We start from the raw sequence: 25,285 nt of genomic DNA, 5'->3' as shown, positions 1-25,285 counted from the left end.
AACCCTTTTCTTTCGAGCCCGCCTGATGAGCACGCCCACCGGCCAACCTGCTTATGTGCTGCATAGCCGTGCCTATCGCGAAAACAGCGCGCTGGTCGACTTCCTCACGCCGCAAGGGCTTTTTCGAGCCGTGTTGCGCAGCGCCAAAGGCAAGGCCGGTTCGCTGGCGCGTCCTTTCGTGCCGCTGGAAGTCGAGTTTCGCGGGCGTGGCGAACTGAAGAACGTCGGTCGCATGGAAAGCGCAGGTGTGGCCACCTGGATGACCGGTGAAGCGCTGTTCAGCGGCATGTACCTCAACGAACTGCTGATTCGCCTGTTGCCCGCCGAAGATCCGCACCCTGCGGTATTCGATCACTATGCCGCCACCTTGCTGGCGCTGGCCGCGGGGCGTCCGCTGGAACCGTTGCTGCGCTCTTTCGAATGGCGATTGCTAGACGATCTCGGCTACGGTTTTGCCATGGACACGGACATCAATGGCGAACCATTGGCAGCAGACGGCATGTACCGTCTGCAAGTGGACGCAGGGCTCGAGCGTGTCCATCTGTTACAGCCAGGCTTGTTTCAAGGCGTCGAGCTGCTGGCCATGGCGGAGGCCGACTGGAGCACGCCGGGCGCGTTGTCTGCTGCCAAGCGTCTGATGCGTCAGGCGCTGGCGGTGCATCTGGGCGGTCGCCCTTTAGTCAGTCGTGAACTGTTTCGCAAGCCGTAATCAGGCTTTATGCTCCACAGCCAGCATCAAGTCGATAAACATCAGTTCGTACCTTTTTCTGGAGACAACCGTGACCCAAAGCACTCGTATCCTTCTTGGCGTGAACATCGATCATGTGGCCACCTTGCGTCAGGCTCGCGGCACGCGTTACCCGGACCCGGTGAAAGCTGCGCTGGACGCCGAAGAGGCGGGTGCCGATGGCATCACCGTGCACCTGCGTGAAGACCGTCGACACATTCAGGAACGTGATGTGCTATTGCTCAAGGATGTGCTGCAGACGCGCATGAACTTCGAGATGGGTGTAACCGAAGAAATGCTCGCCTTTGCCGAACGTATCCGCCCGGCGCATATCTGCCTGGTGCCGGAAACGCGTCAGGAGCTGACCACCGAAGGCGGTCTGGACGTAGCCGGGCAGGAAGCACGCATCAAAGCCGCAGTCGAGCGGCTGGCAAAGATCGGTTGTGAGGTCTCGCTGTTCATCGACGCCGACGAGCGTCAGATCGCGGCATCAAAACGTGTGGGTGCGCCCGCCATCGAACTGCACACCGGCCGCTATGCCGATGCTCAGACACCGGCCGAAGTCGCCGAAGAACTGCAACGCGTGGCCGATGGGGTCGCGTTCGGTCTCGCTCAGGGCCTGATCGTCAACGCCGGTCACGGCCTGCACTATCACAACGTCGAAGCGATTGCGGCCATCAAGGGCATCAACGAACTGAACATCGGCCACGCGCTGGTGGCCCATGCGTTGTTCGTTGGCTTCAAGGCGGCAGTGTCAGAAATGAAAGCGCTGATCGTGGCGGCTGCGAATTCACGTTAAATCTTTGTTCCTGAGTAACCTGGCGTGCCACCGGGTTACTTTATGCTGGCATTCATTATTCGAATAAACGTTCTGGAGCAAGAAAGTAGCGCGCAGGTCTGGTTTGTTTTTCGATGCGACCTTCTTCCATCAGACGCTTTAGCCAGGCTCTGGTTTGCACAATTGAGGTCCCTAGAAGGGTGGCTATTTCCTCTTCTTTCATCGGGTGTTTCAACCGGTCTTTCAAAATATCATGAACGGTTTTTAACAGGGTTTCTGCGGGACTCAGCGACGATTTTTTTGACACTTTCTTTCTGGGCTTTCTTTTTTTAGCTAAGAGGGTGTAGACAAAATAAATTAAACTTTCACTCCCTTGTCTGAATAGCCCTCAAGCCATGCCTAAAACCGGACGTCCTCGCTCGATTGCCGCCGAGCACTATCCCGTGCTGGTGAAACTCGCTCATGCACAGCCCTATTCCAGCCAGGCCGAATTGGCGCTCGTATTCTTCGCCGAAACCGGTATCACTGCGCATCCCGACACCTTTGCAAAAGCGTTGAAAATGGCAGGGATTACGCGTGTAAAGCAGCGGGCCAAGGGAAGTTTTCAGTCACCTGAACCTAATAAAGCCTATGGCTACAATGAAACCCACCGCCGCCAACTGCCGGAGCAGCTATATCCGAGTTGCTTGACAGATACCGAGTGGGCACTGGTCGCCGACCTGTTTGAAAGCCAGGGCGGACGAGGAGTGCCACCGCTTCACTCTCGGCGCACGTTGCTGGAAGCCTGTTGCTATGTCGTACGCACGGGGTGCTCATGGCGAATGCTACCCCGCGATTTTCCTCATTGGGACAATGTCTACAAAACGTTCCGCCGGTGGAGCGCTCAAGGCAAGTTCGAGCAAATGCATGATCGCTTGCGAGCTCAATGGCGTGAGCGGGAAGAACGCGCTGACAGCCCGTCAGCAGCGATCCTGGATTCACAGTCGACCCGCAGTTCTCCTCAAGGCGGTGACAGCGGCTACGACGCAGGCAAAAAAGTGAAGGGGCGTAAACGAAGTCTGATTGTCGATACATTGGGCCTGCTGCTGGCTGTCAGTATCAGTGCTGCAAGCGTGCAGGATCGTGACGCGGCGGATGATGCGGTGGCGTACTCGAAGGAAAAATATCCGTCACTGAGCACGCTTTTTGTTGATAGTGCGTACGCAGGAAAATGGGCACAGCGCACCCATCAACTGCACGCTATCGATGTTCAAGTGATCCGTGGCCCGAATAACAGAAGAACAGGGCAATGGCACTCTGAACAAGGCGATCTATTTTCCGTGGAGCCTGTTCAGACTGGATTTGTGGTCATGCCCAAGCGATGGGTAGTGGAGCGAACTCATGCCTGGAATGAGAGAGCTCGGCGACTGATCATGCATCATGATCGCCTTTTTGCGGTAAGCGAGGCATGGGTTTGGTTGGCCGAGGCTCGAATACTCGCGCGCCGACTCACTACATGATTTTGTCTACACCCTCCTAGGGAGACGCTGAACAATTAACCCGTTCGCACCGTCCCCATTTCCAAGCCGGTTTTTTTCAACCTGCCGGCCTTATTTTACGTTTCTCGAGCAGATTTCTGCCCTCATTTTGCTGAAAGGCGGGCCAGTCCCGCCTTTCAGACGGATTTATCCTGCCGTCTGTTGTAAATACCGCTTGGCCAGCATCAGATTGGCCAACCCAAACAAACTGAACAACTGCGCTGTATTCTTTTCCAGCCCACGGTAGCGAACCTTGCGATGATTGAAGCGCACCTTGATTACCTGGAAGGGGTGCTCGACCTTGGCACGCAGTTGCGCCTTGGCATATTCAATTTTGCGCTTGACCCGATACAGCACGCTGCCTTCGCCGTGCTGCTTGTAACTGCTTGGCCGTTCTGCAATCGACCAGATAACGTCCCGTTCAGCATGCTCCGGTCGCTTGGCCGCACCGGTGTATCCAGCGTCACCCGAAACATAGGTTTCGTCACCGTGAAGCAACTGGCCAACCTGGGTGACATCCGCCACGTTAGCGGCCGTCCCTACTACGCTGTGCACCAGCCCCGACGTGGCGTCTACACCAATGTGGGCCTTCATCCCAAAGTGCCATTGATTGCCTTTCCTGGCCTGATGCATCTCAGGATCACGCTTGCCTTCTCGGTTCTTGACCGAGGGCGGCGCGGCGATCAGAGTAGCGTCGACGATAGTGCCTTCCTTGAGCAGCAGCCCCCGGCTGGCCAGATGCTGGTTAATCGTTTCAAACAGCAGCCGGGTTAGCTGATGGACTTCCAGCAAGCGGCGAAAACGCAGCAAGGTGGTGGCATCCGGTGCAGACTCGCGACCCAGGTCGATACCCATAAAACCGCGGATGGCCTGGCTGTCGTAGACGGCATCTTCGCAACCTTCATCGGAGAAACCGAAACACTGCTGCACGACGTACATGCGCAACATGCGCGACACCCCTATCGCAGGGCGTCCGCGCTTGCCTGCGGTGTTGCTATAAAACGGCGCCACTTGCGCCTCCAGCAGGGCCCAGGGCACCAACTGTTCAAGGTCAGCCAGGAAGCGATCTCGGCGAGTCTGCTTTTTCTTGCCGGTATATTCGAGTTCGGAGAAGGTCTTCTGCACGCGCGTAACGCTCACGGAGAGGGAGGCTGTTGAAGGAACTTAGTGTGCCAAGGGTGGGGACAGTTGGCTATTTTTGCAGCGCCTCCCTAGGAGGGTGTAGACAAAATCATGTAGTGAGTCGGCGCGCGAGTATTCGAGCCTCGGCCAACCAAACCCATGCCTCGCTTACCGCAAAAAGGCGATCATGATGCATGATCAGTCGCCGAGCTCTCTCATTCCAGGCATGAGTTCGCTCCACTACCCATCGCTTGGGCATGACCACAAATCCAGTCTGAACAGGCTCCACGGAAAATAGATCGCCTTGTTCAGAGTGCCATTGCCCTGTTCTTCTGTTATTCGGGCCACGGATCACTTGAACATCGATAGCGTGCAGTTGATGGGTGCGCTGTGCCCATTTTCCTGCGTACGCACTATCAACAAAAAGCGTGCTCAGTGACGGATATTTTTCCTTCGAGTACGCCACCGCATCATCCGCCGCGTCACGATCCTGCACGCTTGCAGCACTGATACTGACAGCCAGCAGCAGGCCCAATGTATCGACAATCAGACTTCGTTTACGCCCCTTCACTTTTTTGCCTGCGTCGTAGCCGCTGTCACCGCCTTGAGGAGAACTGCGGGTCGACTGTGAATCCAGGATCGCTGCTGACGGGCTGTCAGCGCGTTCTTCCCGCTCACGCCATTGAGCTCGCAAGCGATCATGCATTTGCTCGAACTTGCCTTGAGCGCTCCACCGGCGGAACGTTTTGTAGACATTGTCCCAATGAGGAAAATCGCGGGGTAGCATTCGCCATGAGCACCCCGTGCGTACGACATAGCAACAGGCTTCCAGCAACGTGCGCCGAGAGTGAAGCGGTGGCACTCCTCGTCCGCCCTGGCTTTCAAACAGGTCGGCGACCAGTGCCCACTCGGTATCTGTCAAGCAACTCGGATATAGCTGCTCCGGCAGTTGGCGGCGGTGGGTTTCATTGTAGCCATAGGCTTTATTAGGTTCAGGTGACTGAAAACTTCCCTTGGCCCGCTGCTTTACACGCGTAATCCCTGCCATTTTCAACGCTTTTGCAAAGGTGCCGGGATGCGCAGTGATACCGGTTTCGGCGAAGAATACGAGCGCCAATTCGGCTTGGCTGGAATAGGGCTGTGCATGAGCGAGTTTCACCAGCACGGGATAGTGCTCGGCGGCAATCGAGCGAGGACGTCCGGTTTTAGGCATGGCTTGAGGGCTATTCAGACAAGGGAGTGAAAGTTTAATTTATTTTGTCTACACCCTCTAAGGAAGGTCTGAAAAAGCCTTTTCTTCAAAAGTCGAAGCCAGTAAATACAGGCGCTCCAGCCCGGTTCCTCTCCAAAAAAATGGGCTTTTTCAGAGGATACCTAAGGAGCCGCTGATTTATTCGATTTTTCGTCCCTGCAACGCTCTGGAGGCCTTGATTTATCAGGGGGCAACAGCTGTGCTTTAGAATAAATCAGCGTCTCCCTAAGGGGGCAGTTGCGCTGGCTGCCGACTGACGATACTCAACGGGCGACACTTCATTTATTCCCGTCTGTGACAGCAGATCATTAGAACTGTTTGCGTCCATGTTATTTTTAATAGAAGGCGGCAGACCCTGCTTTTCCAAAGCACTCATTACCGGGTATTCAAACATGTCCTTGAAATCTGATCTTGTTTTTGGGTTCGGCCATGGCAGCGCACCTTTTTCTGCCAGTAAGTTCAAGGCTTCAGAGGAAGTGCCTGTCGAGCGCACGTAAACGTTAACCAGTTTAAGTTTGTCCAGTTGCTCTACCGCACCCGACCATGTGCCGCCCTTATTAACTTCCGCATTGACCACGAGCGAGGCGTCTGAAAGAGCATAGATGAGTTTGTTTCTTTGCATCGCATGCCCGACGCTGAAGACGGAGCCTGGGTCATAGGCGGAAACAAGGACGAGCTGTCCGCTCATTAGGCAAGGCCGATTATTTCGATCAAGCGCTCCTCGGTCCAGTCGCTCGGCCATAACCTCACATACATACCCATTCTCGTGCAGCGATCCATTCATGGCTGCGCGATCAACGCCTTTGGCCCCTCCAGAAATGATAGGGATCGACGCACGTGCCGCGAGTTGACCGGCAGTGGTTGAGTAGTCGACCAAGTCTTGTGTCACATCGCGAGGGCCTACAACAGCCAGTCCGCCCGATTCGAAAAGTTCTATATTGCCGCAACCATATAAAATGGCTGGAGCATTTTCTTTTAATCTGGCTTTCAGTCGGCGCGGGTACATACTGTCCGCCCGGCTAATTACCCAAATGCCACGTGCTTGCCAATGTTCAATCACCTGGCTTAATAGAAAATCTCTGTTAAGTAGCTTTCTAAGCCTTGTCTCATCAACGATTGCCTGACAATCAGAGATTAATGTGGATCCATTCGCCGCCATTAGATCCGCCGGTTGCCGCTGCATGTGCCTCAGGTGCATAGCCAAACGTTTATATTCTGCAGGCGTGAGCAAATCCTTGGAAGGCGCATTTCCAATAATCAAGGGCGCAGTCAGCAGTAATATAGCTTGAGTATTCGGAGACAGGTCCGGCGTCATTCTTGGTGTCCGCTAAAGGCAAGTGCTAATGGCCATACCTCGCCACCTCCGTTTTTTCGCAGAAGCCAGGCGGCCAGGGTGAATGTCCAACGTGAGTTGACGATATCATCTATCAGCAATACAGGGCCAGCAGGTATTTTTTCAGATACGAGTTCCATTGAACCGTCGACGTTCAAGGCTTGTTGAGCTGAATTAGCCATGGTTTTTTGTTCTTGCCGATGCTCTGTTTTTTTCAGTACTGCATGAAAAGGCAAGCCTAATTTGCAGGCAACACGGCGGGCGAATTCGGGAACCAAATCAGGATGACGAAGAGACGGGATTGCTGTTACCCATGTCGGGGCAGGTTGAGGATTCCACGTGTTATACATTTTTACACAGGCTTCCAATAGCTCATTATCGAAAGACTTGCTCACGTATCGACCCTGTTTGACCCGGGCACCCCATCCAGCGTCTCCCCATATGCAGAGTGCCCGTCCCTTTTGCGCTTGATGGGCTGGCGAGATTTTACCGCTTGTCTGGTAGTAAGGCATTCCGCCGGGAGGCCACATTTTTCTCGGCTCAATGGGTAGATTTGATCGGCCTAAGAAGTTGTGTGCTTCTTGTTCAGCTTGCTCACTGACGGTGGCAGCAAAGGGTTTGAGGCCAGGAGGCGATACAAAGCGGGGATCGCCGTCCAGTGCTTCTATCAAAAACTTCATGTGCTGCCCAAATGGAAGCTCACAATAGTCCTTCATTTGTTGAAGTTCTTGCTGGCGTAGAGATGTCATTCGCTCGGCGCGTCCCCAGAAGTCTGGATTCAGTTCTGAAGAGGTGAGTTACCATCTGGAGTTCTCATGCACGACCGGCGTGGGAAGCTCCAATGCCATCAGTTTGAGTGCCTGTTCAATACGGGTTTTGCCGAAATTCAAACATTTCATCAGGGAGGGAAGCGTCAAGCCCTCTGGGTGTTCTGTCAAAACGGCAATTATATCTTCCACCAGTTCAGGAGGAGGAAATGCAGTGTCAATAAAGTAATTATTGACACTTTTTTCTTCATCTCCGAAAAGCAGTATGCCGTAAGCGTCGGGCAGGGCCCGACCAGCTCGCCCCACTTGTTGATAGTAAGCTACGACGGATCCGGGCATCTGGTAGTGGATGACGAATGCAAGGTCAGGTTTGTCGTAGCCCATGCCCAGCGCTGTCGTAGCTACTACTGCCTTTAGCGTATTGTCGTCAAGTTTCTTTTCAATGGCTGCCCGGTCTTCTGTACGTCCTGTATACGCCTCAACGTCAAAACCTTTGTGCTTAAGCCAGCGGGTAAGTTCGTCCGCGTCGCGGACCGTGAGTGCATATATTATTCCGCTGCCTTTCAAACAATTCAGGTGATCGGCGATCCAGGCCATGCGTTGCGCTTGATGCTGTACATATAACGTCTGGAGCGTCAGCGAAGCACGATTTAGATCGCCTCGTGATACTTCAATGTCAGGGCCCAGTACGTGAATAAGATCATGGATAACCCGATTGTTTGCGGTGGCCGTCGTTGCCAGAACTCTCATGTTCTGAGGCAGCTTTTTTATGGTTCTTTCCAGCAGCCTGTAGTGCGGTCTGAAATCATGTCCCCAGTCGGAAATGCAATGTGCTTCGTCTACCACCAGAAGAGAAATGTTTGAAGCCAGCTGTGCCAGCGATTTTTCGCGGAACCGACTGTTGGCAAGTCGCTCAGGAGAGATGATTAAAACATCCACTTCGTCTTCTTCAATCTGTTGCTCAATTGATGTCCATTCATCCTCGTTATCTGAATTTATGTGGACAGCTTTTACACCCATACGCGTTGCCGCCGAGGTCATGATTCCTCATGAGCGACAGCAAGGGCGAGATTAATATGGCGGGTCCCTCTCCCTGTTCGCGCAGTAGCTTAGTGGCGATAAAGTATACAAAACTTTTACCCCATCCCGTCTTCTGCACCACAAGCATTCTACGATGACCATCCACTGTACCCTGGATAGCCTCTTCTTGACCGTTACGGAATTGTGCGGTTGGCTTGTTCGAGCCAGTACGGAGTAATTCCAGGGCGCGCGAGCGGTTGTAATTCAAGTAAGCTCTCCTTGCTTCGAATTAAATTTTCTTTTATAGCCTGCATCAGGCTAGCCATCTCTGGCTTGCACTTCAGCCCCACAATCGAGTCAAAATATTTTAAGCCATGATATCTATATGCTATCTATCATTACTACAGATGCAGTTTCTGTTCAAGGCTTGCGCCCCACGATCACTGCACGCATGGGCGCAGGCAGGCCTTCGACGGTCTTGCTGTGATCATTGGGGTCCAGGTAGTCACTCAACGACTGAAAGCGCATCCACTCGGTGCTGCGCTGTTCTTCGACCGTGGTATGGCTGACGTCCACACACCGCACGTCGGTAAAGCCTGCGCGGCGCATCCACAGGTCCAGCGCGGGCACCGACGGCAGGAACCATACGTTGCGCATTTGCGCATAGCGGTCTTCAGGCACCAGCACCTGATGCACATCGCCTGGCACCACGAGCGTTTCCATCACCAGTTCCCCGCCTTTGACCAGGCAGTCTTTCAAAGCCAGCAAATGGTCGATGGGCGACTTGCGGTGATAGAGCACGCCCATGGAAAACACCGTGTCGAAGCCTTCCAGACTGGCGGGCAGATCTTCCAGCGCGAAGGGCAGGTGCCAGGCGGGCAGGTCTGGCAGGTAGCGCTGCATGGCCTGGAACTGGCAAAAGAACAACCAGTTCGGGTCGACACCAATCACACTGTCGGCCCCGGCACCGAGCATGCGCCACTGGTAGTAACCATTGCCGCAGCCTACGTCGAGGACGCGTTTGCCCTTCAGATCGAGGTGTGGCGACACTCGCGACCACTTCCAGTCCGAGCGCCATTCGGTATCGATGTGCACGCCGAACACGTTGAACGGCCCCTTGCGCCATGGCGACAAGCCGAGCAACGCCTTGCGCAGCACAGTACGGGTTTCGCCGTCACACTCGGTTTCCAGGGTAAAGCTGTCCGTCAGATCGACCCTCTCGGGTTGCAGGTCCGGCAACGCATCCAGCGCACTTTGCCAGCGTTGCAGGTCGCCGTGACCTTTGGTCATCTTGGTGTTGAGCTGGGCTTGCAGGCCGTTGGCCCATTCAGCAAGAGGGGTGCCCGCCAGACGACGGACGAGGGGAGCGAGATCAATCATGGCAGGGCAATCAACGAGGCAAAGTTAAGGCATTGGAACCAGGGCACGACCTTGGAGAAGCCTGCTGCCAGCAGGCGCTGACGGTGTTCTTCAAGGCTGTCGGGTTTCATGACATTTTCGATGGCGCTGCGTTTCTGGGAAATTTCCAGATCGCTGTAGCCGTTGGCGCGCTTGAAGGCGATGTGCAGATCGGTCAACAGCGCGTGTTCCTGCTCATCGTTAAAGCGCAGTTTCTCGGAGAGGATCAGCGCGCCGCCCGGTACCAGTGCATCACGAATGCGGCCGAGCAGCGCCAGACGCTGGTCGGGCGCAATGAATTGCAGGGTGAAATTCAGCGCCACCACCGAGGCAGGCTTGAACTCCAGCGCGAGGATATCGCCCTCGATGACCTGCACTGGCAGCAGCTCCTGAAACATGGAGTTCTGCGCGTTAAGGTACTCACGGCAGCGCTCGACCATCGCGCTGGAATTGTCTATCGCGATGACTTCACAGCCTTCGCCGCGTACGTGACGGCGCAAGGCTTGCGTGACAGCACCCAGCGAACTGCCAAGGTCATACAGCACGGTGTCGGGCTGCGCGAACTGCGCGGCGAGCACGCCGAGGTTTTCGACAATCGTCGGGTAGCCGGGCACCGAGCGCTTGATCATGTCCGGGAATACCCGAACCACGTCTTCATTGAAGGCGAAGTCAGGCACCTGAGCCAGAGGCTGGGCGAAAATGCGGTCGGGTTCTTTGCTCACGGCGGTTCCGGCGAAGGCTTTGAAAGGCGGGCATTCTAGCCAACTTGTCGCCGGGATGCATGGTGCAGCGCGTGCGCTCGGACCAGCCGCACCGAAAGCCTCAGTTCACACTGATCGCGCACTCGAACGTCTGCTCCGGCGGCACTTCCGGCGCCCACGGCTGTTGATAGGTCATGAGCAGCTTCCCGGTGCCGACGTCCGTTGCCTTGTAGCGCCACACCGACTGTCCGCCACTGCCGACCATTTCCTTGCTTTCGGCATTGGCATACACCTCAGGCCCCAGGCTGCGCAGGACAGTCGGCGCCGGGTTCTGGATCAACCAGCGAAAGCCCGTCGTCGGGTTGCTGGGCAGCGTGAGGATCAGCGTCTGTCCGGGTTTGAGCGTCAGCGGGCAATCGCTCTGCGTGTCGATGGAGACGATGTTTCTCGGTGTCTGAGCGCACGCCGTCAGCAGCGCGAGGCTCAACGGTGCAACAAAACGGGCAGGGATCATGGCAAGTTCCGGTAGTGCGAGACGAGGCCGAAGGATAACCGATCAGGGTTTTGTGGGGGAGTACGACAGGTATCGCGCTCAGGATCGGACGCAGAGCATCCAGAACTGCGTGCCGACGCGGAGCATCGGCACGATAGTCAGTTAGATTTGTGAATAACACCAGAGCGCGGGAACGAGCGTCAGTGTGAGACTTGTCCCCGCATCAACCTTTAAAACAACACCTTCACCACATCGGCAAAGCGCTTGGCGAAGTGCACGGTGATGCCTTCCTTGAGGTAATCCGGCAACTCCTCGAAATTGCCCCGGTTCGGTTCCGGCAGGATCAGTTCGTGGATTTTCTGTCGGCGCGCCGCAATGACTTTTTCGCGCACGCCACCGATGGGCAGTACATGGCCGGTCAGGGTCAGTTCTCCGGTCATGGCCACACCTTTCTTCGGCGCTTGATTGCGCGCCAGCGACAGCAGGGCGCTGGCCATGGTCACGCCTGCGCTCGGTCCATCTTTCGGGGTTGCGCCCTCGGGAACGTGAACGTGCACAAAGGCCTCGTCGAAAAACTTCGCGTCGCCACCAAACTTCGACAGATTGGCACTGACGTAGCTATAGGCGATTTCTGCCGACTCTTTCATCACATCGCCCAGTTGCCCGGTCAGTTTGAAGCCTCGGTTCAGGGTGTGAATACGCGTTGCCTCGATCGGCAAGGTTGCGCCGCCCATGCTGGTCCAGGCCAGACCGGTGATGACACCCACTCCCGACAGCACCTGTTCACTGCGGAACACCGGCATGCCCAGCGACGCTTCGAGGTCTTTCGGCCCTATCTTGATCACCGAATCAGGCGCGTCCAGCAGTTTGACGACCGCTTTACGCACCAGTTTGCCGAGCTGTTTTTCCAGATGCCGCACGCCGGCTTCGCGCGCATAGCCTTCGATCACGGCGCGCAAGGCGGTGTCGCTGATGCTCAGCTTGTTTTTCGCAACGCCGGCTTTTGCCAGCTGCTTGGGCCACAAGTGGCGCTTGGCAATCGCCAGTTTCTCTTCGGTGATATAGCCCGACAGGCGAATCACTTCCATCCGGTCGAGCAACGGGCCGGGGATCGAATCCAGGGTGTTGGCGGTGCACACGAACAGCACTTTCGACAGGTCCAGACGCAGGTCCAGATAATGATCGAGGAATTCGACGTTCTGTTCCGGGTCCAGGGTTTCCAGCAGCGCCGACGCCGGGTCGCCCTGATAGCTCTGACCCATCTTGTCGATTTCATCGAGCATAATGACCGGGTTCATGACTTCGACGTCTTTCAGCGCCTGCACCAGCTTGCCCGGCTGGGCACCGATATAAGTACGGCGATGGCCCTTGATCTCGGCTTCGTCGCGCATGCCGCCGACGCTCAGGCGATAGAACGGCCGACCCAGTGATTCGGCAATCGAGCGTCCGACGCTGGTCTTGCCCACGCCGGGCGGGCCGACCAGCAAGACTATCGAGCCGCTGATCTCGCCCTTGTAGGCGCCCACGGCAAGGAATTCGAGAATCCGCGCCTTGATGTCATCCAGCCCGGCGTGGTGCTGATCGAGCACTTTGCGGGCGTGCTTGAGGTCCAGTTTGTCCGCACCGTAGACGCCCCACGGCAACGAACTGGTCCAGTCCAGGTAATTACGCGTCACGGCGTATTCAGGCGAGCCGGTTTCCAGCACCTTGAGCTTGCCGATTTCCTCGTCGAACTTCTTGCGCGCCTGTGGCGGCAAGGTCTTGCCTTCAAGGCGCTGCTCGAATTGTTCGATATCGGCGCTGCGGTCGTCTTTGCTCAACCCCAGCTCTTGCTGAATGACTTTGAGCTGTTCCTTGAGGAAGAACTGGCGCTGATGCTCGCCGATCTTGCGGTTCACCTCGGCGGAAATCTCTTTCTGCAAGCGTGCAACTTCGACTTCCTTGCGCAGCATCGGCAGGACTTTTTCCATGCGCTTGAGCATCGGCACGCAGTCGAGCACCTGTTGCAGCTCAACGCCGGTGGCGGAGGTCAGTGCCGCGGCGAAGTCGGTCAGCGGTGAGGGGTCGTTGGGGCTGAAGCGATTGAGGTAATTCTTTAGCTCTTCGCTGTACAACGGGTTAAGCGGCAGCAGTTCCTTGATCGCATTGATCAGCGCCATGCCGTACGCCTTCACCTCGTCGGTCGGCTCGTTAGGCTGCTGCGGATATTCGACTTCAACCAGATACGGCGGGCGATGGTGCTTGAGCCAGGTGCGGATACGCACGCGGCTCAGGCCCTGAGCCACGAACTGCAAGCGACCATTTTCGCGGCTGGCGTGGTGAACCTTGACCAAAGTGCCATACTCGGGAAGCGCCGCCGTATCGAAGTGGCGTGGATCTTCCTGTGGCGTGTCCATGAAGAACAGCGCCAGCGAGTGATGCTCGGACTTGCTGACCAGCTCCAGGGTCTCGGCCCACGGCTCTTCGTTGACGATCACCGGCAACACTTGCGCAGGGAAGAACGGGCGGTTGTGAATCGGGATGATGTACACCTTGTCCGGCAGGTTCTGGCCGGGCAGGGCAAGCGAGGTGCTGTCGGAACTCAGAGACACGTCGTGCTCGTCTGCGTCATTGGGCAAATCTGGCGAGGCTGTCTGCTGGTCGCTCATGGGGCACCTGAGAAGTTGAACATGGCTCTTAGATGGGGCAGCTACCCTCAGGTTTCAATAGTCTTGGTCGATAGTCTGTAAAGCGACAATAAAACCGTTTTCGTGGCACGGAGGCAGTCAGCACCTGAATGGCGCTGGCTTATTTAATTGCGGCCCTGCCGCTATGGGTTGAATCAGGTATGACCAACGTATTTTTTTCGGCATTGCTGGCCGGATTATGGATAGCATCGGCCACCACAGCATCGGCCGCGACCTTTACTGCACAAATGCTCGACAGCCAGGGCAAGCCTCTCGCTGATGCAGTGGTAACGCTCAAAGGGCCAGCTGGTGCTGCGCCCGCTGTGCTTCAGGCGTCGATGGATCAGCGCGACCAGGAGTTTTCGCCCTACGTGCTGGCGGTGCACACCGGTACGCAGGTCAAGTTCCCCAACAGCGACAACATTCGCCATCAGGTGTATTCGTTTTCTCCGGCCAAACGCTTTGAATTGCGTCTTTATGAAGGCACCCCGTCGGAACCGTTGCTGTTCGACAAGCCTGGCGTCGTGGTTCTCGGTTGCAACATTCATGACTGGATGGTGGGTTATATCTACGTGACCGACGAGCCATGGTTCGGCGTTACGGACAGCAAAGGCCTGCTGAAGCTCGATCAGATCCCCGCCGGGCACTATGCCGCCACCCTCTGGCACCCACAGCTTGAAAATATGCAGCCGGTGTCGGGTGGCGAATTCGAGGTGCCCGCTGCAGGCCTTGTTCAGCGCTTCAAGCTGGAGGTCGAGGCGAAAGCGGAGGACAAACCTGCCAGGCCGGAGTCCAGCGGTTTTGGTGACGCCTTTCACAAGGCCGCCCATGAATGAAGCTTAAAATCAGCTTTCAGGCGCGTATCGCCGGGGTTCTGATTGCCCTGTTGCTGATCGTCGTGGGCGCAGTGTTTCTGGCGGTCAAGTTCGCGACCGGCGATGCCGTGCGTACCCAGGCGCAGGCGCAACTGGAAGTGGGTAGCCGGGTGTTTGAGCGTCTGATCGATCTGCGTGGCAAGCGCTTGCGTGACGGCGTGCAGTTGCTGTCTGCCGACTTCGGTTTTCGCGATGCGGTGGCCAGCTCTGACGCATCGACGATTCGCTCGGTACTGCTTAACCACGGCAAGCGGATCAATGCCAGTGACATGTTCCTGCTGGGCATGGACGGTGTGGTGATTGCCAGCACCATTCCCGACGTGCCAGAGGGCTCCAGATTCATCTACGACCAGGCGCTGCGCAATGCCAAACGCGCCGGGCAGTCCGTATTGATCATTCCCGGTGGCGGAACACCGCATTTGCTGGTGGAAAGTACCGTGCTGGCACCGTTGCCGATCGGTCGGGTGGTCATGGGGTTCGCCATCGACAGCAATATTGCCGAAGAACTGCGCTCGCTCAGCGGCCTGGAAGTGTCTTTTCTCACGGTGGAAAACGGTGAGCCCGGCAACTTGATCAGCACCCAGTCGCCCGCGATGCATGCAGGACTGGTCGAGCTGATGAGAAACTCCTCCGGCGGTCAGATGCGCGTCACCGAACAGGCCAACCAGAAATTCCTCAGTCAGACCCTGATGCTGGCCAACACCGGCAATGCCGGCGACGGGCAAGTGATAGCGCTGTTGCAAAGCCCGCTGGACAAGGCCTTTCAAGCCTTTGCGCCGCTGGATGAAAAGATTTTCTGGATTTCCATGGCCGCCTTGCTGGCGTCCTTGATCGGCACGCTGGCACTGGCGCGCAGCGTTTCGTTACCGGTGCGGGCTCTGGCGATTGCCGCCAAGCGCATCGGCGACGGTGATTATGAAACCCCGGTCAACATGGCCCGCGACGATGAGCTGGGCATGCTCGCTGATGCCATCAACACCATGCAGCATGGCATCGCCGTGCGCGAGAGCCAGCTTGCGCATAACGCGCTGCATGACAATCTGACCGGCCTGCCCAACCGGGCGCTGGTCATGGAGCGTCTGGGCAGCGCGATTGCTGCCGAGCGTCCGGTTGCGCTGCTGTACCTGGGTATCAGCAATCTCGCGGCGATCAGTGAAAGCGCGGGTGCCGAGGGGGTGGAGCCGTTGTTGCTTCAGGTCGGGCAACGCCTGCAAGGCATTCTGCGTGCTGGTGATACAGTTGCCCGGCTGGCCGCCACCGAGTTTCTGCTACTGCTGGACAACACCACCAGCGACGGCGCCGTGGGCATGGGCGACGCCGTGCAACGTTCGCTCGCCGGGTTGCCGCGCATCGACAATCTGGATCTGGCGCTTGAATGCTGTGTCGGCATCACGGTGTACCCGGAACACGGTGGCTCTGCTCACGAGCTGGTCAGTCGTGCCGCGATTGCCCGCAAAGACGCGACCTTCCTGCCTGGCCGTCTGCAGATCTATCAAGACGGTCGTGACCTTGCCCACCAGCGCCAGATCTGTCTGATTCGTGACCTGCGCAAGGCACCGCAGAACGGCGAGCTGACGCTGCATTACCAGCCCAAGCTGGATATCCGCCAAGGCTATGTGCGGCAGGCCGAAGCCTTGCTACGCTGGGTTCACCCACGGTTCGGCAACGTCTCGCCGGCTGAATTCATCGTGCTGGCCGAGCGCACCGGCAGCATTCATCTGCTGACCGACTGGGTTATCGAAGAAGCGTTTCGGCAGTTGGCCGACTGGCGCCAGCGTGGGCTGGTGTTGCAGGTGTCGGTCAACATCTCTGCCGATGACTTGTTGAGCGGTGACCTGGCCGGGTATGTCATGCGCTTGATCAAACAATACGGCGTGCCTGCCGAGCAGTTGGTGTTCGAAATCACCGAAAGCGCCGTCATGAGCGAGCCGGAAAAGGCGCTGATCGTTCTGCATCGCCTGCGCGACTGCGGCATCAGCTTGTCGATCGATGACTTCGGCACTGGCTATTCGTCATTGGCGCACTTGAAGCGACTGCCCGTGCAGGAACTGAAAATCGACCAGTCTTTCGTGCGCGATCTGGATGAAACCAGTGAAGACGCCGTGATCGTGCGTTCGACCATCGAAATGAGCCACAACCTGGGGCTCAAAGTCGTGGCCGAAGGCGTTGAATATCAACACAGCCTGGACCTGCTCCGGCGCTGGCATTGCGACACGGCACAGGGTTACCTGATCAGCCGTCCGCTGCCGGCGGCCGCCTTTGAAGCATGGATTGCCAAGTCTCAGGTGTCACCCGGCCTTAGGGTGAACTAAGTCATGTCCTATAAAATTCCGTTGCTGTTGGGCTGTGTTCTGGGCGCTTTCGCACCGCTTGTGCTGGCTGACAACGGTCGCTTGATCGCCACGGGAGGCGCCACCAGCATCGAAGGCAGCGCTGGCGGCGGCATCACGCCATGGGCGGTGATCACCGGCTACAGCGAGCAGGGCGAGTGGGGCGCAACCGCCTTCGCCACGCATGTCAATCTGCCGGATTACAACCTGGACGTGGCGGGCCTGGCGTTCGCTTACGGCAACCGCCTCGACCTGTCCTATGCTCACCAGCGTTTTGATATCAGCACCTTGCAGCACCGGCTCAGCCTGCCGGACGATAACCTCAGCCAGGACGTGTTCGGCGTCAAACTGCGGCTGTTCGGCGACCTGATCTACGACAGCCTGCCGCAGGTGTCGCTGGGTGTGCAGTACAAGCATCAGAATGATTTTCTAATCCCCAGCCTGGTCGGTGCGCAACGTGATTCGGACGTCGAAGGCTACCTGACGGCCAGCCGGTTGTTCATGGGCGCTGCATTTGGCTACAACGTGGTGGTCAACGGTGGAGTGCGTTACAGCCGCGCCAACGAAACCGGCCTGCTCGGTTTCGGCGGTGACCGGCGCGACCGCCGCAGCGTGCTCAAAGAGGGATCGGTAGCGGTCCTGTTCAACCCGCGCTGGGCGCTCGGCGTCGAGTATCGCGAGAAGCCGGACAACCTTTCGTTCGCGGGCGAAAGCGACTGGGCGGACCTGTTCGTCGGGTATTTCCCCAACAAGCACCTGTCCGTGGTGTTGGCCTACGCGCGTCTGGGTGAAATCGCCACGCTGGATAACCAGAACGGCACCTATCTGTCTGTACAGGGGAGCTTCTGATGAGGCGTTTGTTTATTTGCCTGATGCTGACGGTGCTGGCCGGTTGTGCGCAGCAACCCGTGAAAGACGACAGTCTTTATCAGGACCTCGGCCAGCGCGCCGGTATTCAGCGCATCGTCGAAGGCATGCTGATCAATGTTGCCAGGGACGAGCGCATCGTTGCCCGCTTCAAACGGGTCAACATTGTGCTGCTGCGCGACAGACTGGTCGAGAAGCTCTGCGTCGAAACCGGCGGGCCATGTCGCTACACCGGCGACAGCATGGCTGAATCCCACAAAGGCCAGAACCTGACGCCCAGCGACTTCAACGCACTGGTCGAAAACCTGATCGCCTCGATGGACGCCGAGCACATCCCCGTCCCCGTACAAAACCGCCTCATCGCCCGACTGGCGCCGATGCGGGGTGAAGTGATTGGCAAGTGAAATGACGCGCTGCGTCAAATCTATGCTGCTGAACAACGTCATGTCTTGCACGTAGTCACTGCATGTAAACGAAAGCGCTCTTTCATCGCGATGGCACTGACAACGCAGAGTGCGACGTAAGTGACGGCTGAGTCCTGACACTGATCCGGGGGATGCGAGGCAGGACGCCGAGCAAGCAGCACCGGGCCATGGATGGCCCGTTGCAGCGACCCCCGGATCAGTGTCAGGGCGAAGGAACCCGACGAAGTCGGGCCGGAAATTGCCTACTTTGGTCCCTCAAAGTAGGGCGCCGTAAAGGCGCAAAGGTGACCTGAGCCGGAAACAGAAATCACTGACATCGCAGAACCGCTGTGCGAAGCGGAGCGTGTGCACGAGAGCGATTCTTCAGGTACTTACGGCTTCGCGCGGCTGCTGGCGAAAGGCTTGGTGGTTTCAGGCGCAGCTCAACTCAACCGCGTCAGATACCCCGGCACTTCCTGCTCCGGCAACACCGACAGTACCTTCAGGCGCTGGAGCATGCGTTGTCGGGCGCGTTGCAGGTGTTCCTTGAGGTTGAGAGCGGCGGCGTCGAACGCGCCGTGCAGCAGTAACTCAATGATCAGCCGGTGTTCGGCAAGCATTGCTTCGTCTGCGCCGATGTCCAGCAAGCGGTAGAAAATCCGGTTGATGATCATCGGGCTCTGCGCCTGGCTGATCAGCGTCGCAATCTTGCGGTTTTGCAGGCCCGCCAGGCACTGCTGATGCAGGTCGTCCTCAAGGCGCTCGATGTCTTCCAGGCTGCATCGCTCGGCGCTTTGTGCGTGGACGACTCTGGCCAGCATCGCTTCAAGGGTGTCACGGCTCAACGTCGGGGCTGTCAGGCGCAAGGCTTCCGGCTCCAGACAGGCGCGCAGCTCGTAATCTTCGGTGATTTCCCGAGCGGTCAGCGGCCCGGCCAGCCATTGTGAGTAAGGCTCCTTTTCCACCAGCCCTCGATCGCGCAGACGCATCAGCGCCTCACGGACCACCGCACGGCTGACACCGTAGTGCTGCGCGGCGCTCTGTTCATCCAGCCGATAATGACCAAACGCAATGCACGCCGACAGCGCCGCGCCAATCTCGTCATGGATACGTTCGCCCAGCGGACGGGTGTCGACCAGTTCTTCACTGCTGTCCAGGCCGAATTGCGTGTGGCTGAGGCTCAGGCGCAGCGGTTCGACCTCACGAGACTCCGGATTGACCAGATAACCGCGGCCGTCGAAACGACTGATCAGGCCTTCTTCATGCAGCAAATTGAGCGCTTTGCGCACCGGCACGCGGCTGGTGCCGAACAATTCCGCCAAGGGTGCTTCGAGCAACACCAGTCCATTGGCAGCCGCACCGGAAAGTATCGCGTTACGCAATACCTCACGGATCATGGCGTAGCGCGACGCGGTGCGCGGATCCTCTTCTGACATGGGTTTCTTACACATGTGACGGCTGACGGACGATTCTCGCACAGATGCACGGCTGTCACCTTGGGCTACGTCCAGATGCTCACTCATGGGGCCACCGTTACTTTTTTGCACTTAAATGTATCTTTTATAAAAGATACATTATTTCTTTATGACGATTCGTTTCTCTTGAAAACTGCCGCCGAACTGAAACTGCTTTTTTGCGAAAAGAGTTCTAGCACGCTGGTTCCAGCTCGGCGGGCCTGATCGGCGACTGGTGTGCGACGTCGCTCGGTGAAGATTGGCATGGAATCTGCCTTTGTTAAATGTACATTTTAGTAATAAGTACATTTTTAGAGGCGTGACGTTCATGATCGATACCGGGAGTCACAGTGTCACCCGTGATGCCTGCGCAATGGCTGATGACTTTGCACAGGGCCGCAGTGATCCTGTGCGCGTGCTGGATCAGGCGTTGCAGCAGGCGACGCAGGTCGACCATGTGTTCATCTCCATGAGCGTCGAGCGTGCGCGCCGTGAAGCCGAAGCCTCGGCAGTACGCTGGAAGCACGGGCAGCCATTGAGTCCTTTCGACGGCGTGCCGATTGCCTGGAAAGACCTGTTCGACGTCGCTGGCTGCGTCACTACCGCAGGTGCTGCGCTGCGTCACACTCTTTCGCCCGCCTTGCTGGACGCGCCGAGCGTCGGGCTGCTGGCGCGCGCTGGCATGATCAGCCTGGGCAAGACCAATCTCAGTGAATTCGCCTACTCTGGGTTGGGACTGAATCCGCATTTCGGCACGCCGGTCAACCCGCTGAGCGACGCCGTACCGCGTATCCCGGGTGGGTCTTCGTCGGGCTCGGCCGTGGCGGTCGCGTCGGGCATCGTGCCGATTGCGATGGGCACCGACACCGCCGGATCGATCCGCATTCCGGCAGCGTTCAACGGGCTGGTCGGCTTTCGCAGTACCAGCCGCCGCTACAGCCGTGACGGTGTGTTCCCGCTGGCGCTGACCCTCGACAGTGTCGGCCCGTTGACCCGCAGCGTGCGCGATGCGCTGGTGATCGATGACTTGCTGTGTGCGCGCAGCAAACCGACCTCGCTGCTGCCGCGCAGTCTCGCCGGGCAGCGTTTTCTGGTCGATCAGGCCGTGCTGGAGGACGAGCGCGTGGCGCCTGCGGTTCGCGAAAATCTGTTGCGCGCCGTTGAGGCGTTACGTGCGGGCGGCGCGCTTGTCGAGTTGCGTCCGTGTCAGGCATTTCAGGCCACCTTGCAATTGATCCAGCACCACGGCTGGCTGGGTGCGGCCGAGGCGTTTGCCCTGCACCAGCCGCTGCTCGACAGCGACGCTGCCAACCAGCTCGACCCTCGGGTACGCAAGCGTCTGGAAGCGGCGCGGTCGATGCCTGCCAGCCTGCTAGTCAACCTCTACAGCGCTCGCGAAACGTTACAAGAGCAACTGACCCTCGAACTCGATGGCGCGCTGCTGTTGACGCCCAGTGTCGCTCATGTCGCTCCGCCACTTGCGCCATTGCTGGCCGATGACGAGCTGTTCATCCAGACCAACCTCGCAACGCTGCGCCTGACCATGCCCGGCAGCCTGCTGAACATGCCCGGCGTTTCATTGCCCAGCGGAGTCGATGCCGCAGGCCTGCCCACTGGCTTGCTGATCAGCGCGCCAGCGGGGGAGGACGCACGTCTGCTGCGAGCGGCCCTGGCCGTGGAGTCGCTGCTCAAATCCTGAACAACAGCAAACCGGCACGCGTGCTGAACACCGCGCTGCCGCTCTGATAAACCAGTGGGAGAAGCAAAATGGCCAAAGAAATTCTGTGTGCGTTTGGGGTGGATGTCGATGCCGTCGCAGGCTGGCTCGGCTCGTATGGCGGCGAGGACTCGCCGGACGACATTTCTCGCGGGCTGTTCGCCGGTGAAGTCGGGGCGCCGCGTCTGCTCAAGCTGTTCGAACGCTATGGCCTGCGTACCACCTGGTTCATTCCGGGCCACTCGATGGAAACTTTTCCCGAGCAGATGAAAGCCGTGGCTGACGCCGGGCATGAAATCGGCGTGCATGGTTACAGCCATGAAAACCCGATTGCCATGACCCCCGAGCAGGAAGAGATCGTGCTCGACAAATCCATCGACCTGATCACGCAAATGACCGGCAAGCGCCCGACCGGCTATGTCGCGCCGTGGTGGGAATTCAGCAACGTCACCAACGAGCTGCTGCTCAAGAAAGGCATCAAGTACGACCACAGCCTGATGCACAACGACTTTCATCCGTACTACGTGCGCGTCGGCGACAAGTGGACCAAGATCGATTACAGCCAGCATCCGGATACCTGGATGAAACCGCTGGTGCGTGGCGAAGAAACTGATCTGGTGGAAATTCCCGCCAACTGGTACCTCGACGACCTGCCGCCAATGATGTTCATCAAGAAAGCGCCGAACAGCCACGGTTTCGTCAACCCCCGGCATCTGGAAGAGATGTGGCGCGACCAGTTCGACTGGGTCTATCGCGAGCACGAACACGCCGTTTTCACCATGACCATTCACCCGGACGTGTCTGGTCGCCCGCAAGTGCTGCTGATGCTGGAGCGCTTGATCGAGCACATTCAAAGCCATGCTGGCGTCAAGTTCGTCACGTTCGACGAGATTGCCGACGACTTCGTGCGTCGCAATCCCCGTACCCGCTGATTCATTGCCCTGTCCGAGGCGTCACTCATGTCCATTTACAATAAGCTCGACCTGACCGGCTGGAAACCTGAGCAACTGACTCCGGAGCAAGTACGGTTCGCCACATGGATTGCGTTTTTCGCGTGGGTGTTTGCGGTATATGACTTCATTCTGTTTGGTACGCTGCTACCGGAAATCGGTCGGCATTTCAGCTGGAGTGAGGTCGAACAGGCCGAAATCGCGACGTGGGTCGCGGTCGGCACGGCGGTGGTGGCACTGGCCATCGGTCCGTTGGTAGATCGCCTGGGACGGCGCGTGGGTATCATTTTTACCGTGAGCGGTTCGGCAATCTGCTCGGCGCTCACGGCCATTGGTGGGTCATGGGGCAAATCGCCGCTGATCCTGATTCGTTCGCTGGGCGGTCTGGGGTATGCGGAAGAGACGGTCAACGCGACCTACCTCAGCGAAATCTACGCCGCCTCGGATGACCCGCGACTGGCCAAACGCCGTGGCTTCATCTACAGCCTGGTGCAGGGCGGCTGGCCGGTCGGCGCACTGATCGCGGCTGGCCTGACGGCGGTGTTGCTGCCGATCATCGGCTGGCAGGGCTGCTTCGTTTTTGCGGCGATCCCGGCCATTGTCATCGCGATCCTGGCGCGCAAGCTCAAGGAGAGCCCGCAGTTCCAGATTCATCAGCGCATCACTCAACTGCGCAAAAAAGGCGACGTCAGTCAGGCGCAGGCTGTGGCGCAAACGTACGGTGTCGATTATGACGAGCACAGCAAAGCGGGGATTGGTGCGGCCTTCCGGGGTTCTTCGCGCCGCGCCACGTTGGTGATCGGTGCGGCAATCCTGCTCAACTGGGCGGCGATTCAAGTGTTCAGTGTGCTGGGCACGACGGTGATCGTCAGCGTTCACCACATCTCTTTTGAAAACTCGCTGATCATTCTGGTGCTGTCCAACCTGGTGGGTTATTGCGGCTACCTGTCTCACGGCTGGATGGGCGACCGTATCGGCCGGCGCAACGTGATCGGCCTGGGCTGGATGCTTGGCGGCCTGGCTTTTGCGGGCATGTTGTACGGGCCAAGCAATATGGCGATGGTGGTCGGGCTTTATAGCTTGGGGCTGTTCTTCCTGATCGGACCTTACTCGGCGGCGCTGTTCTTCATCAGTGAAAGCTTTCCGACCAGCATTCGTGCAACCGGTGGCGCAATCATCCACGCCATGGGGCCGCTCGGCGCTGTCGTGGCGGGCTTCGGTGCCACCTCGGTATTGAGTGCCGGTGGCGACTGGCAGACCTCGGCGCTGTACTTCGGCGCCGTGCCTTGCTTCCTGTCGGGCGCGCTGATGTTCGCCGCTAAACACGTGCGACCTGAAACCGTTAAATAAGGAGCAGCCCATGATTCGTAAAGTTGCAGTGGTCACCGGTGCCGCCAGCGGCATCGGTCAGGCGCTGGCAGTGGCCTTCGCCCGCCAGGGGGTTGCGGTGGCAGGCGGGTATTACCCGGCTGACCCGCATGATCCTGAGCGAACCCGTCTGTTGGTCGAGGAAGCGGGCGGCGAATGTCTGATGCTGCCGCTGGATGTGACCTTCACAGAATCCGTCGACGATCTGGCCGCGCAGGCGGTCAAGACGTTTGGCCGTATCGACTACGCAGTGGCCAATGCCGGGCTGCTGCGTCGTGCGCCGCTGCTGGAAATGACGGACCAGCGCTGGAACGAGATGCTCGACGTGGACCTGACCGGCGTCATGCGCACGTTCCGTGCGGCGGTTCGGCACATGGGCGAGGGCGGCGCGCTGGTGGCGATTTCCTCGATTGCCGGCGGTGTCTACGGCTGGCAGGACCATTCCCACTATGCGGCAGCCAAGGCTGGCGTACCGGGGTTGTGTCGTTCGCTGGCAGTCGAGCTGGCACCGAAAGGCATCCGCTGCAACGCCGCGATTCCCGGCCTGATCGAGACGCCGCAGTCGCTGGACAGGCAAAACTCGCTGGGGCCGGAAGGCCTTGCACAAGCAGCCAAAGCCATTCCGCTGGGCCGTGTCGGGCGGGCAGATGAGGTTGCGGCGCTGGTGCGCTTTCTGTGCAGCGATGAAGCCAGCTACCTGACCGGGCAAAGCATCGTGATTGACGGCGGCCTGACCGTGCGCTGGCCGGAGTAAAACGCGCAAACCTGACCAAGGAGTCGATCCATGCAACAACTCAAACAAAAACGCGCGGTGATCACCGGTGCAGGCAGCGGCATAGGCGCGGCCATCGCCCGCGCCTACGCGGTTGAGGGCGCGCATCTGGTGCTGGGCGATCGTGATCCGGCCAGCCTGGCAAAAGTCGCCGAACACTGCCGCCAGCTCGGCGCGCAGGTGCATGAATGTGTGGCTGACGTCGGCAGTGTCGAGGGTGCGCAGGCCAGCGTCGATGCCTGTGTCGAGCATTTCGGCGGCATCGATATTCTGGTCAACAACGCGGGCATGCTCACCCAGGCCCGCTGCGTCGACCTGAGCATCGAGATGTGGAACGACATGTTGCGCGTCGATCTGACCAGCGTGTTCGTCGCCAGCCAGCGCGCTTTGCCGCACATGATTGCCCAGCGCTGGGGCCGTATCATCAATGTCGCGTCGCAATTGGGTATCAAAGGCGGTGCCGAACTGACCCATTACGCGGCCGCCAAAGCGGGTGTCATTGGCTTCAGCAAATCGCTGGCGCTGGAAGTTGCCAAAGATAACGTGCTGGTCAACGCCATCGCGCCCGGTCCTATCGAAACACCGCTGGTGGCGGGCATCAGCAGCGCCTGGAAAATCGCCAAGGCTGCCGAGCTGCCGCTGGGCCGTTTCGGTCTGGCCGAAGAAGTCGCGCCTGTGGCGGTGCTATTGGCCAGTGAGCCGGGAGGCAACCTGTTTGTCGGTCAGACGCTGGGCCCCAATTCCGGCGATGTCATGCCATGAGCAACCTGCTGG

The 25,285-nt window shown here is 58.2% G+C and carries 24 protein-coding genes; 12 read left to right on the top strand and 12 right to left on the bottom strand.

Annotated elements, in window-relative coordinates; all coding sequences use genetic code 11:
- Positions 1 to 25: 25 nt before the first annotated feature.
- Positions 26 to 709, top strand: coding sequence for a DNA repair protein RecO (gene recO / locus BLT55_RS15665; protein ID WP_055000558.1), 684 nt, complete (start codon positions 26 to 28; stop codon positions 707 to 709).
- A gap of 70 nt (positions 710 to 779) precedes the next feature.
- Positions 780 to 1,526, top strand: coding sequence for a pyridoxine 5'-phosphate synthase (pdxJ, locus tag BLT55_RS15660; protein ID WP_055000557.1), 747 nt, complete (start codon positions 780 to 782; stop codon positions 1,524 to 1,526).
- Between the two features lie 55 nt (positions 1,527 to 1,581).
- On the opposite strand, the gene BLT55_RS32220 is transcribed toward pdxJ, so the two are convergent.
- A complete protein-coding gene (locus BLT55_RS32220; protein ID WP_082438163.1) occupies positions 1,582 to 1,812 on the bottom strand; it encodes a FaeA/PapI family transcriptional regulator in 231 nt (76 codons plus the stop codon).
- 88 nt (positions 1,813 to 1,900) lie between these two features.
- Here BLT55_RS32220 and BLT55_RS15650 point away from each other — a divergent pair, with 88 nt between their 5' ends.
- Positions 1,901 to 3,004, top strand: a complete 1,104-nt coding sequence (locus BLT55_RS15650; RefSeq protein ID WP_004663854.1) for an IS5-like element ISPsy19 family transposase — start codon at positions 1,901 to 1,903, stop codon at positions 3,002 to 3,004.
- 165 nt (positions 3,005 to 3,169) lie between these two features.
- Here the strand turns inward: BLT55_RS15650 and BLT55_RS15645 are convergent, their stop codons facing one another.
- The 10 genes from BLT55_RS15645 to lon all read right to left on the bottom strand — a co-directional run bounded on the left by BLT55_RS15645 (position 3,170) and on the right by lon (position 13,756).
- Complete coding sequence (locus BLT55_RS15645) at positions 3,170 to 4,147, bottom strand: IS5 family transposase (RefSeq protein WP_007247761.1); 978 nt, start codon at positions 4,145 to 4,147, stop codon at positions 3,170 to 3,172.
- 106 nt (positions 4,148 to 4,253) lie between these two features.
- A complete protein-coding gene (locus BLT55_RS15640) occupies positions 4,254 to 5,357 on the bottom strand; it encodes an IS5-like element ISPsy19 family transposase (protein WP_074800621.1) in 1,104 nt (367 codons plus the stop codon).
- Positions 5,358 to 5,610: 253 nt separating this feature from the next.
- A complete protein-coding gene (locus tag BLT55_RS15635) occupies positions 5,611 to 6,711 on the bottom strand; it encodes a DNA-processing protein DprA (RefSeq protein ID WP_083379496.1) in 1,101 nt (366 codons plus the stop codon).
- A complete protein-coding gene (locus tag BLT55_RS33990) occupies positions 6,708 to 7,478 on the bottom strand; it encodes a ComF family protein (protein ID WP_223862796.1) in 771 nt (256 codons plus the stop codon). The genes BLT55_RS15635 and BLT55_RS33990 overlap by 4 nt, the downstream gene beginning before the upstream one ends.
- Before the next feature lie 48 nt (positions 7,479 to 7,526).
- A complete protein-coding gene (locus tag BLT55_RS33985) occupies positions 7,527 to 8,537 on the bottom strand; it encodes a helicase-related protein (RefSeq protein ID WP_223862797.1) in 1,011 nt (336 codons plus the stop codon).
- Positions 8,482 to 8,664 carry a DEAD/DEAH box helicase family protein gene (locus BLT55_RS34530; RefSeq protein ID WP_328585856.1) on the bottom strand — a complete coding sequence of 61 codons (183 nt, stop codon included), beginning with the start codon at positions 8,662 to 8,664 and terminating at the stop codon, positions 8,482 to 8,484. The genes BLT55_RS33985 and BLT55_RS34530 overlap by 56 nt, the downstream gene beginning before the upstream one ends.
- Positions 8,665 to 8,936: 272 nt before the next feature.
- Entirely contained in the window at positions 8,937 to 9,896 is a 960-nt protein-coding gene (gene cmoB, locus BLT55_RS15625; RefSeq protein ID WP_055001938.1) for a tRNA 5-methoxyuridine(34)/uridine 5-oxyacetic acid(34) synthase CmoB, read from the bottom strand.
- Positions 9,893 to 10,636 carry a carboxy-S-adenosyl-L-methionine synthase CmoA gene (gene cmoA / locus BLT55_RS15620; RefSeq protein WP_007248787.1) on the bottom strand — a complete coding sequence of 248 codons (744 nt, stop codon included), beginning with the start codon at positions 10,634 to 10,636 and terminating at the stop codon, positions 9,893 to 9,895. Before cmoA ends, cmoB begins: the two co-directional genes overlap by 4 nt.
- Before the next feature lie 100 nt (positions 10,637 to 10,736).
- Positions 10,737 to 11,129 carry a protease inhibitor I42 family protein gene (locus BLT55_RS15615; protein WP_055001939.1) on the bottom strand — a complete coding sequence of 131 codons (393 nt, stop codon included), beginning with the start codon at positions 11,127 to 11,129 and terminating at the stop codon, positions 10,737 to 10,739.
- A gap of 209 nt (positions 11,130 to 11,338) precedes the next feature.
- Positions 11,339 to 13,756: an endopeptidase La gene (lon, locus tag BLT55_RS15610; protein ID WP_055001940.1), complete on the bottom strand. Its 2,418-nt coding sequence runs from the start codon at positions 13,754 to 13,756 to the stop codon at positions 11,339 to 11,341.
- A 179-nt stretch (positions 13,757 to 13,935) separates the two neighbouring features.
- On the opposite strand from lon, the gene BLT55_RS15605 reads away from it, so the two are divergent.
- The 4 genes from BLT55_RS15605 to BLT55_RS15590 are packed head-to-tail and all read left to right on the top strand — an operon-like array spanning position 13,936 to position 18,250.
- Positions 13,936 to 14,610: a methylamine utilization protein gene (locus BLT55_RS15605; protein WP_055001944.1), complete on the top strand. Its 675-nt coding sequence runs from the start codon at positions 13,936 to 13,938 to the stop codon at positions 14,608 to 14,610.
- The gene (locus tag BLT55_RS15600) at positions 14,607 to 16,961 is read left to right on the top strand and encodes a putative bifunctional diguanylate cyclase/phosphodiesterase (RefSeq protein ID WP_055001941.1); all 2,355 of its coding nucleotides are present in this window, start codon (positions 14,607 to 14,609) and stop codon (positions 16,959 to 16,961) included. Before BLT55_RS15605 ends, BLT55_RS15600 begins: the two co-directional genes overlap by 4 nt.
- A 3-nt stretch (positions 16,962 to 16,964) precedes the next feature.
- Positions 16,965 to 17,828, top strand: coding sequence for a DUF3034 family protein (locus tag BLT55_RS15595; protein ID WP_055001942.1), 864 nt, complete (start codon positions 16,965 to 16,967; stop codon positions 17,826 to 17,828).
- Positions 17,828 to 18,250 (top strand): group I truncated hemoglobin, encoded by a 423-nt coding sequence (locus BLT55_RS15590; RefSeq protein ID WP_055001943.1) that lies wholly within the window; start codon positions 17,828 to 17,830, stop codon positions 18,248 to 18,250. Before BLT55_RS15595 ends, BLT55_RS15590 begins: the two co-directional genes overlap by 1 nt.
- A gap of 443 nt (positions 18,251 to 18,693) precedes the next feature.
- Here BLT55_RS15590 and BLT55_RS15580 read toward each other — a convergent pair whose 3' ends face one another.
- Positions 18,694 to 19,686 carry a GntR family transcriptional regulator gene (locus BLT55_RS15580; RefSeq protein ID WP_055001027.1) on the bottom strand — a complete coding sequence of 331 codons (993 nt, stop codon included), beginning with the start codon at positions 19,684 to 19,686 and terminating at the stop codon, positions 18,694 to 18,696.
- Positions 19,687 to 20,032: 346 nt separating this feature from the next.
- Here BLT55_RS15580 and BLT55_RS15575 point away from each other — a divergent pair, with 346 nt between their 5' ends.
- The 5 genes from BLT55_RS15575 (at position 20,033) to BLT55_RS15555 (ending at position 25,273) form a co-directional block, all read left to right on the top strand.
- Entirely contained in the window at positions 20,033 to 21,403 is a 1,371-nt protein-coding gene (locus BLT55_RS15575; protein WP_055001026.1) for an amidase, read from the top strand.
- A gap of 68 nt (positions 21,404 to 21,471) precedes the next feature.
- Positions 21,472 to 22,353, top strand: a complete 882-nt coding sequence (locus tag BLT55_RS15570) for a polysaccharide deacetylase family protein (protein WP_002554892.1) — start codon at positions 21,472 to 21,474, stop codon at positions 22,351 to 22,353.
- A gap of 27 nt (positions 22,354 to 22,380) precedes the next feature.
- A complete protein-coding gene (locus BLT55_RS15565) occupies positions 22,381 to 23,721 on the top strand; it encodes an MFS transporter (protein WP_055001025.1) in 1,341 nt (446 codons plus the stop codon).
- Between the two features lie 10 nt (positions 23,722 to 23,731).
- On the top strand, positions 23,732 to 24,493 hold the full coding sequence (locus BLT55_RS15560) for an SDR family NAD(P)-dependent oxidoreductase (protein WP_055001024.1): 762 nt from the start codon (positions 23,732 to 23,734) through the stop codon (positions 24,491 to 24,493).
- A 30-nt stretch (positions 24,494 to 24,523) separates the two neighbouring features.
- Positions 24,524 to 25,273: an SDR family NAD(P)-dependent oxidoreductase gene (locus BLT55_RS15555; RefSeq protein WP_055001023.1), complete on the top strand. Its 750-nt coding sequence runs from the start codon at positions 24,524 to 24,526 to the stop codon at positions 25,271 to 25,273.
- Positions 25,274 to 25,285 lie beyond the last annotated feature (12 nt).

It is taken from the genome of Pseudomonas cannabina (assembly GCF_900100365.1).
Taxonomy (GTDB): Bacteria; Pseudomonadota; Gammaproteobacteria; order Pseudomonadales; family Pseudomonadaceae; genus Aquipseudomonas; species Aquipseudomonas cannabina.
Note: the sequence above shows the minus strand (reverse complement) of the source record. Positions and strands in the feature narration are given on the sequence as shown.

Coding starts and splice junctions, on each gene's coding strand:
- cmoB (WP_055001938.1), bottom strand. CDS start 9,896: ATGATTGATCTCGCTCCCCTCGTCCGTCGTCTGGCGGGCACCCCTCTT.
- BLT55_RS33990 (WP_223862796.1), bottom strand. CDS start 7,478: ATGACATCTCTACGCCAGCAAGAACTTCAACAAATGAAGGACTATTGT.
- BLT55_RS15600 (WP_055001941.1), top strand. CDS start 14,607: ATGAAGCTTAAAATCAGCTTTCAGGCGCGTATCGCCGGGGTTCTGATT.
- BLT55_RS15575 (WP_055001026.1), top strand. CDS start 20,033: ATGATCGATACCGGGAGTCACAGTGTCACCCGTGATGCCTGCGCAATG.
- BLT55_RS15590 (WP_055001943.1), top strand. CDS start 17,828: ATGAGGCGTTTGTTTATTTGCCTGATGCTGACGGTGCTGGCCGGTTGT.
- BLT55_RS15555 (WP_055001023.1), top strand. CDS start 24,524: ATGCAACAACTCAAACAAAAACGCGCGGTGATCACCGGTGCAGGCAGC.
- BLT55_RS34530 (WP_328585856.1), bottom strand. CDS start 8,664: ATGCTTGTGGTGCAGAAGACGGGATGGGGTAAAAGTTTTGTATACTTT.
- BLT55_RS15580 (WP_055001027.1), bottom strand. CDS start 19,686: ATGTCAGAAGAGGATCCGCGCACCGCGTCGCGCTACGCCATGATCCGT.
- BLT55_RS15570 (WP_002554892.1), top strand. CDS start 21,472: ATGGCCAAAGAAATTCTGTGTGCGTTTGGGGTGGATGTCGATGCCGTC.
- BLT55_RS15565 (WP_055001025.1), top strand. CDS start 22,381: ATGTCCATTTACAATAAGCTCGACCTGACCGGCTGGAAACCTGAGCAA.
- BLT55_RS33985 (WP_223862797.1), bottom strand. CDS start 8,537: ATGACCTCGGCGGCAACGCGTATGGGTGTAAAAGCTGTCCACATAAAT.
- BLT55_RS15615 (WP_055001939.1), bottom strand. CDS start 11,129: ATGATCCCTGCCCGTTTTGTTGCACCGTTGAGCCTCGCGCTGCTGACG.
- BLT55_RS15595 (WP_055001942.1), top strand. CDS start 16,965: ATGTCCTATAAAATTCCGTTGCTGTTGGGCTGTGTTCTGGGCGCTTTC.
- BLT55_RS15560 (WP_055001024.1), top strand. CDS start 23,732: ATGATTCGTAAAGTTGCAGTGGTCACCGGTGCCGCCAGCGGCATCGGT.
- BLT55_RS15640 (WP_074800621.1), bottom strand. CDS start 5,357: ATGCCTAAAACCGGACGTCCTCGCTCGATTGCCGCCGAGCACTATCCC.
- BLT55_RS15605 (WP_055001944.1), top strand. CDS start 13,936: ATGACCAACGTATTTTTTTCGGCATTGCTGGCCGGATTATGGATAGCA.
- lon (WP_055001940.1), bottom strand. CDS start 13,756: ATGAGCGACCAGCAGACAGCCTCGCCAGATTTGCCCAATGACGCAGAC.
- BLT55_RS15650 (WP_004663854.1), top strand. CDS start 1,901: ATGCCTAAAACCGGACGTCCTCGCTCGATTGCCGCCGAGCACTATCCC.
- recO (WP_055000558.1), top strand. CDS start 26: ATGAGCACGCCCACCGGCCAACCTGCTTATGTGCTGCATAGCCGTGCC.
- BLT55_RS15635 (WP_083379496.1), bottom strand. CDS start 6,711: ATGACGCCGGACCTGTCTCCGAATACTCAAGCTATATTACTGCTGACT.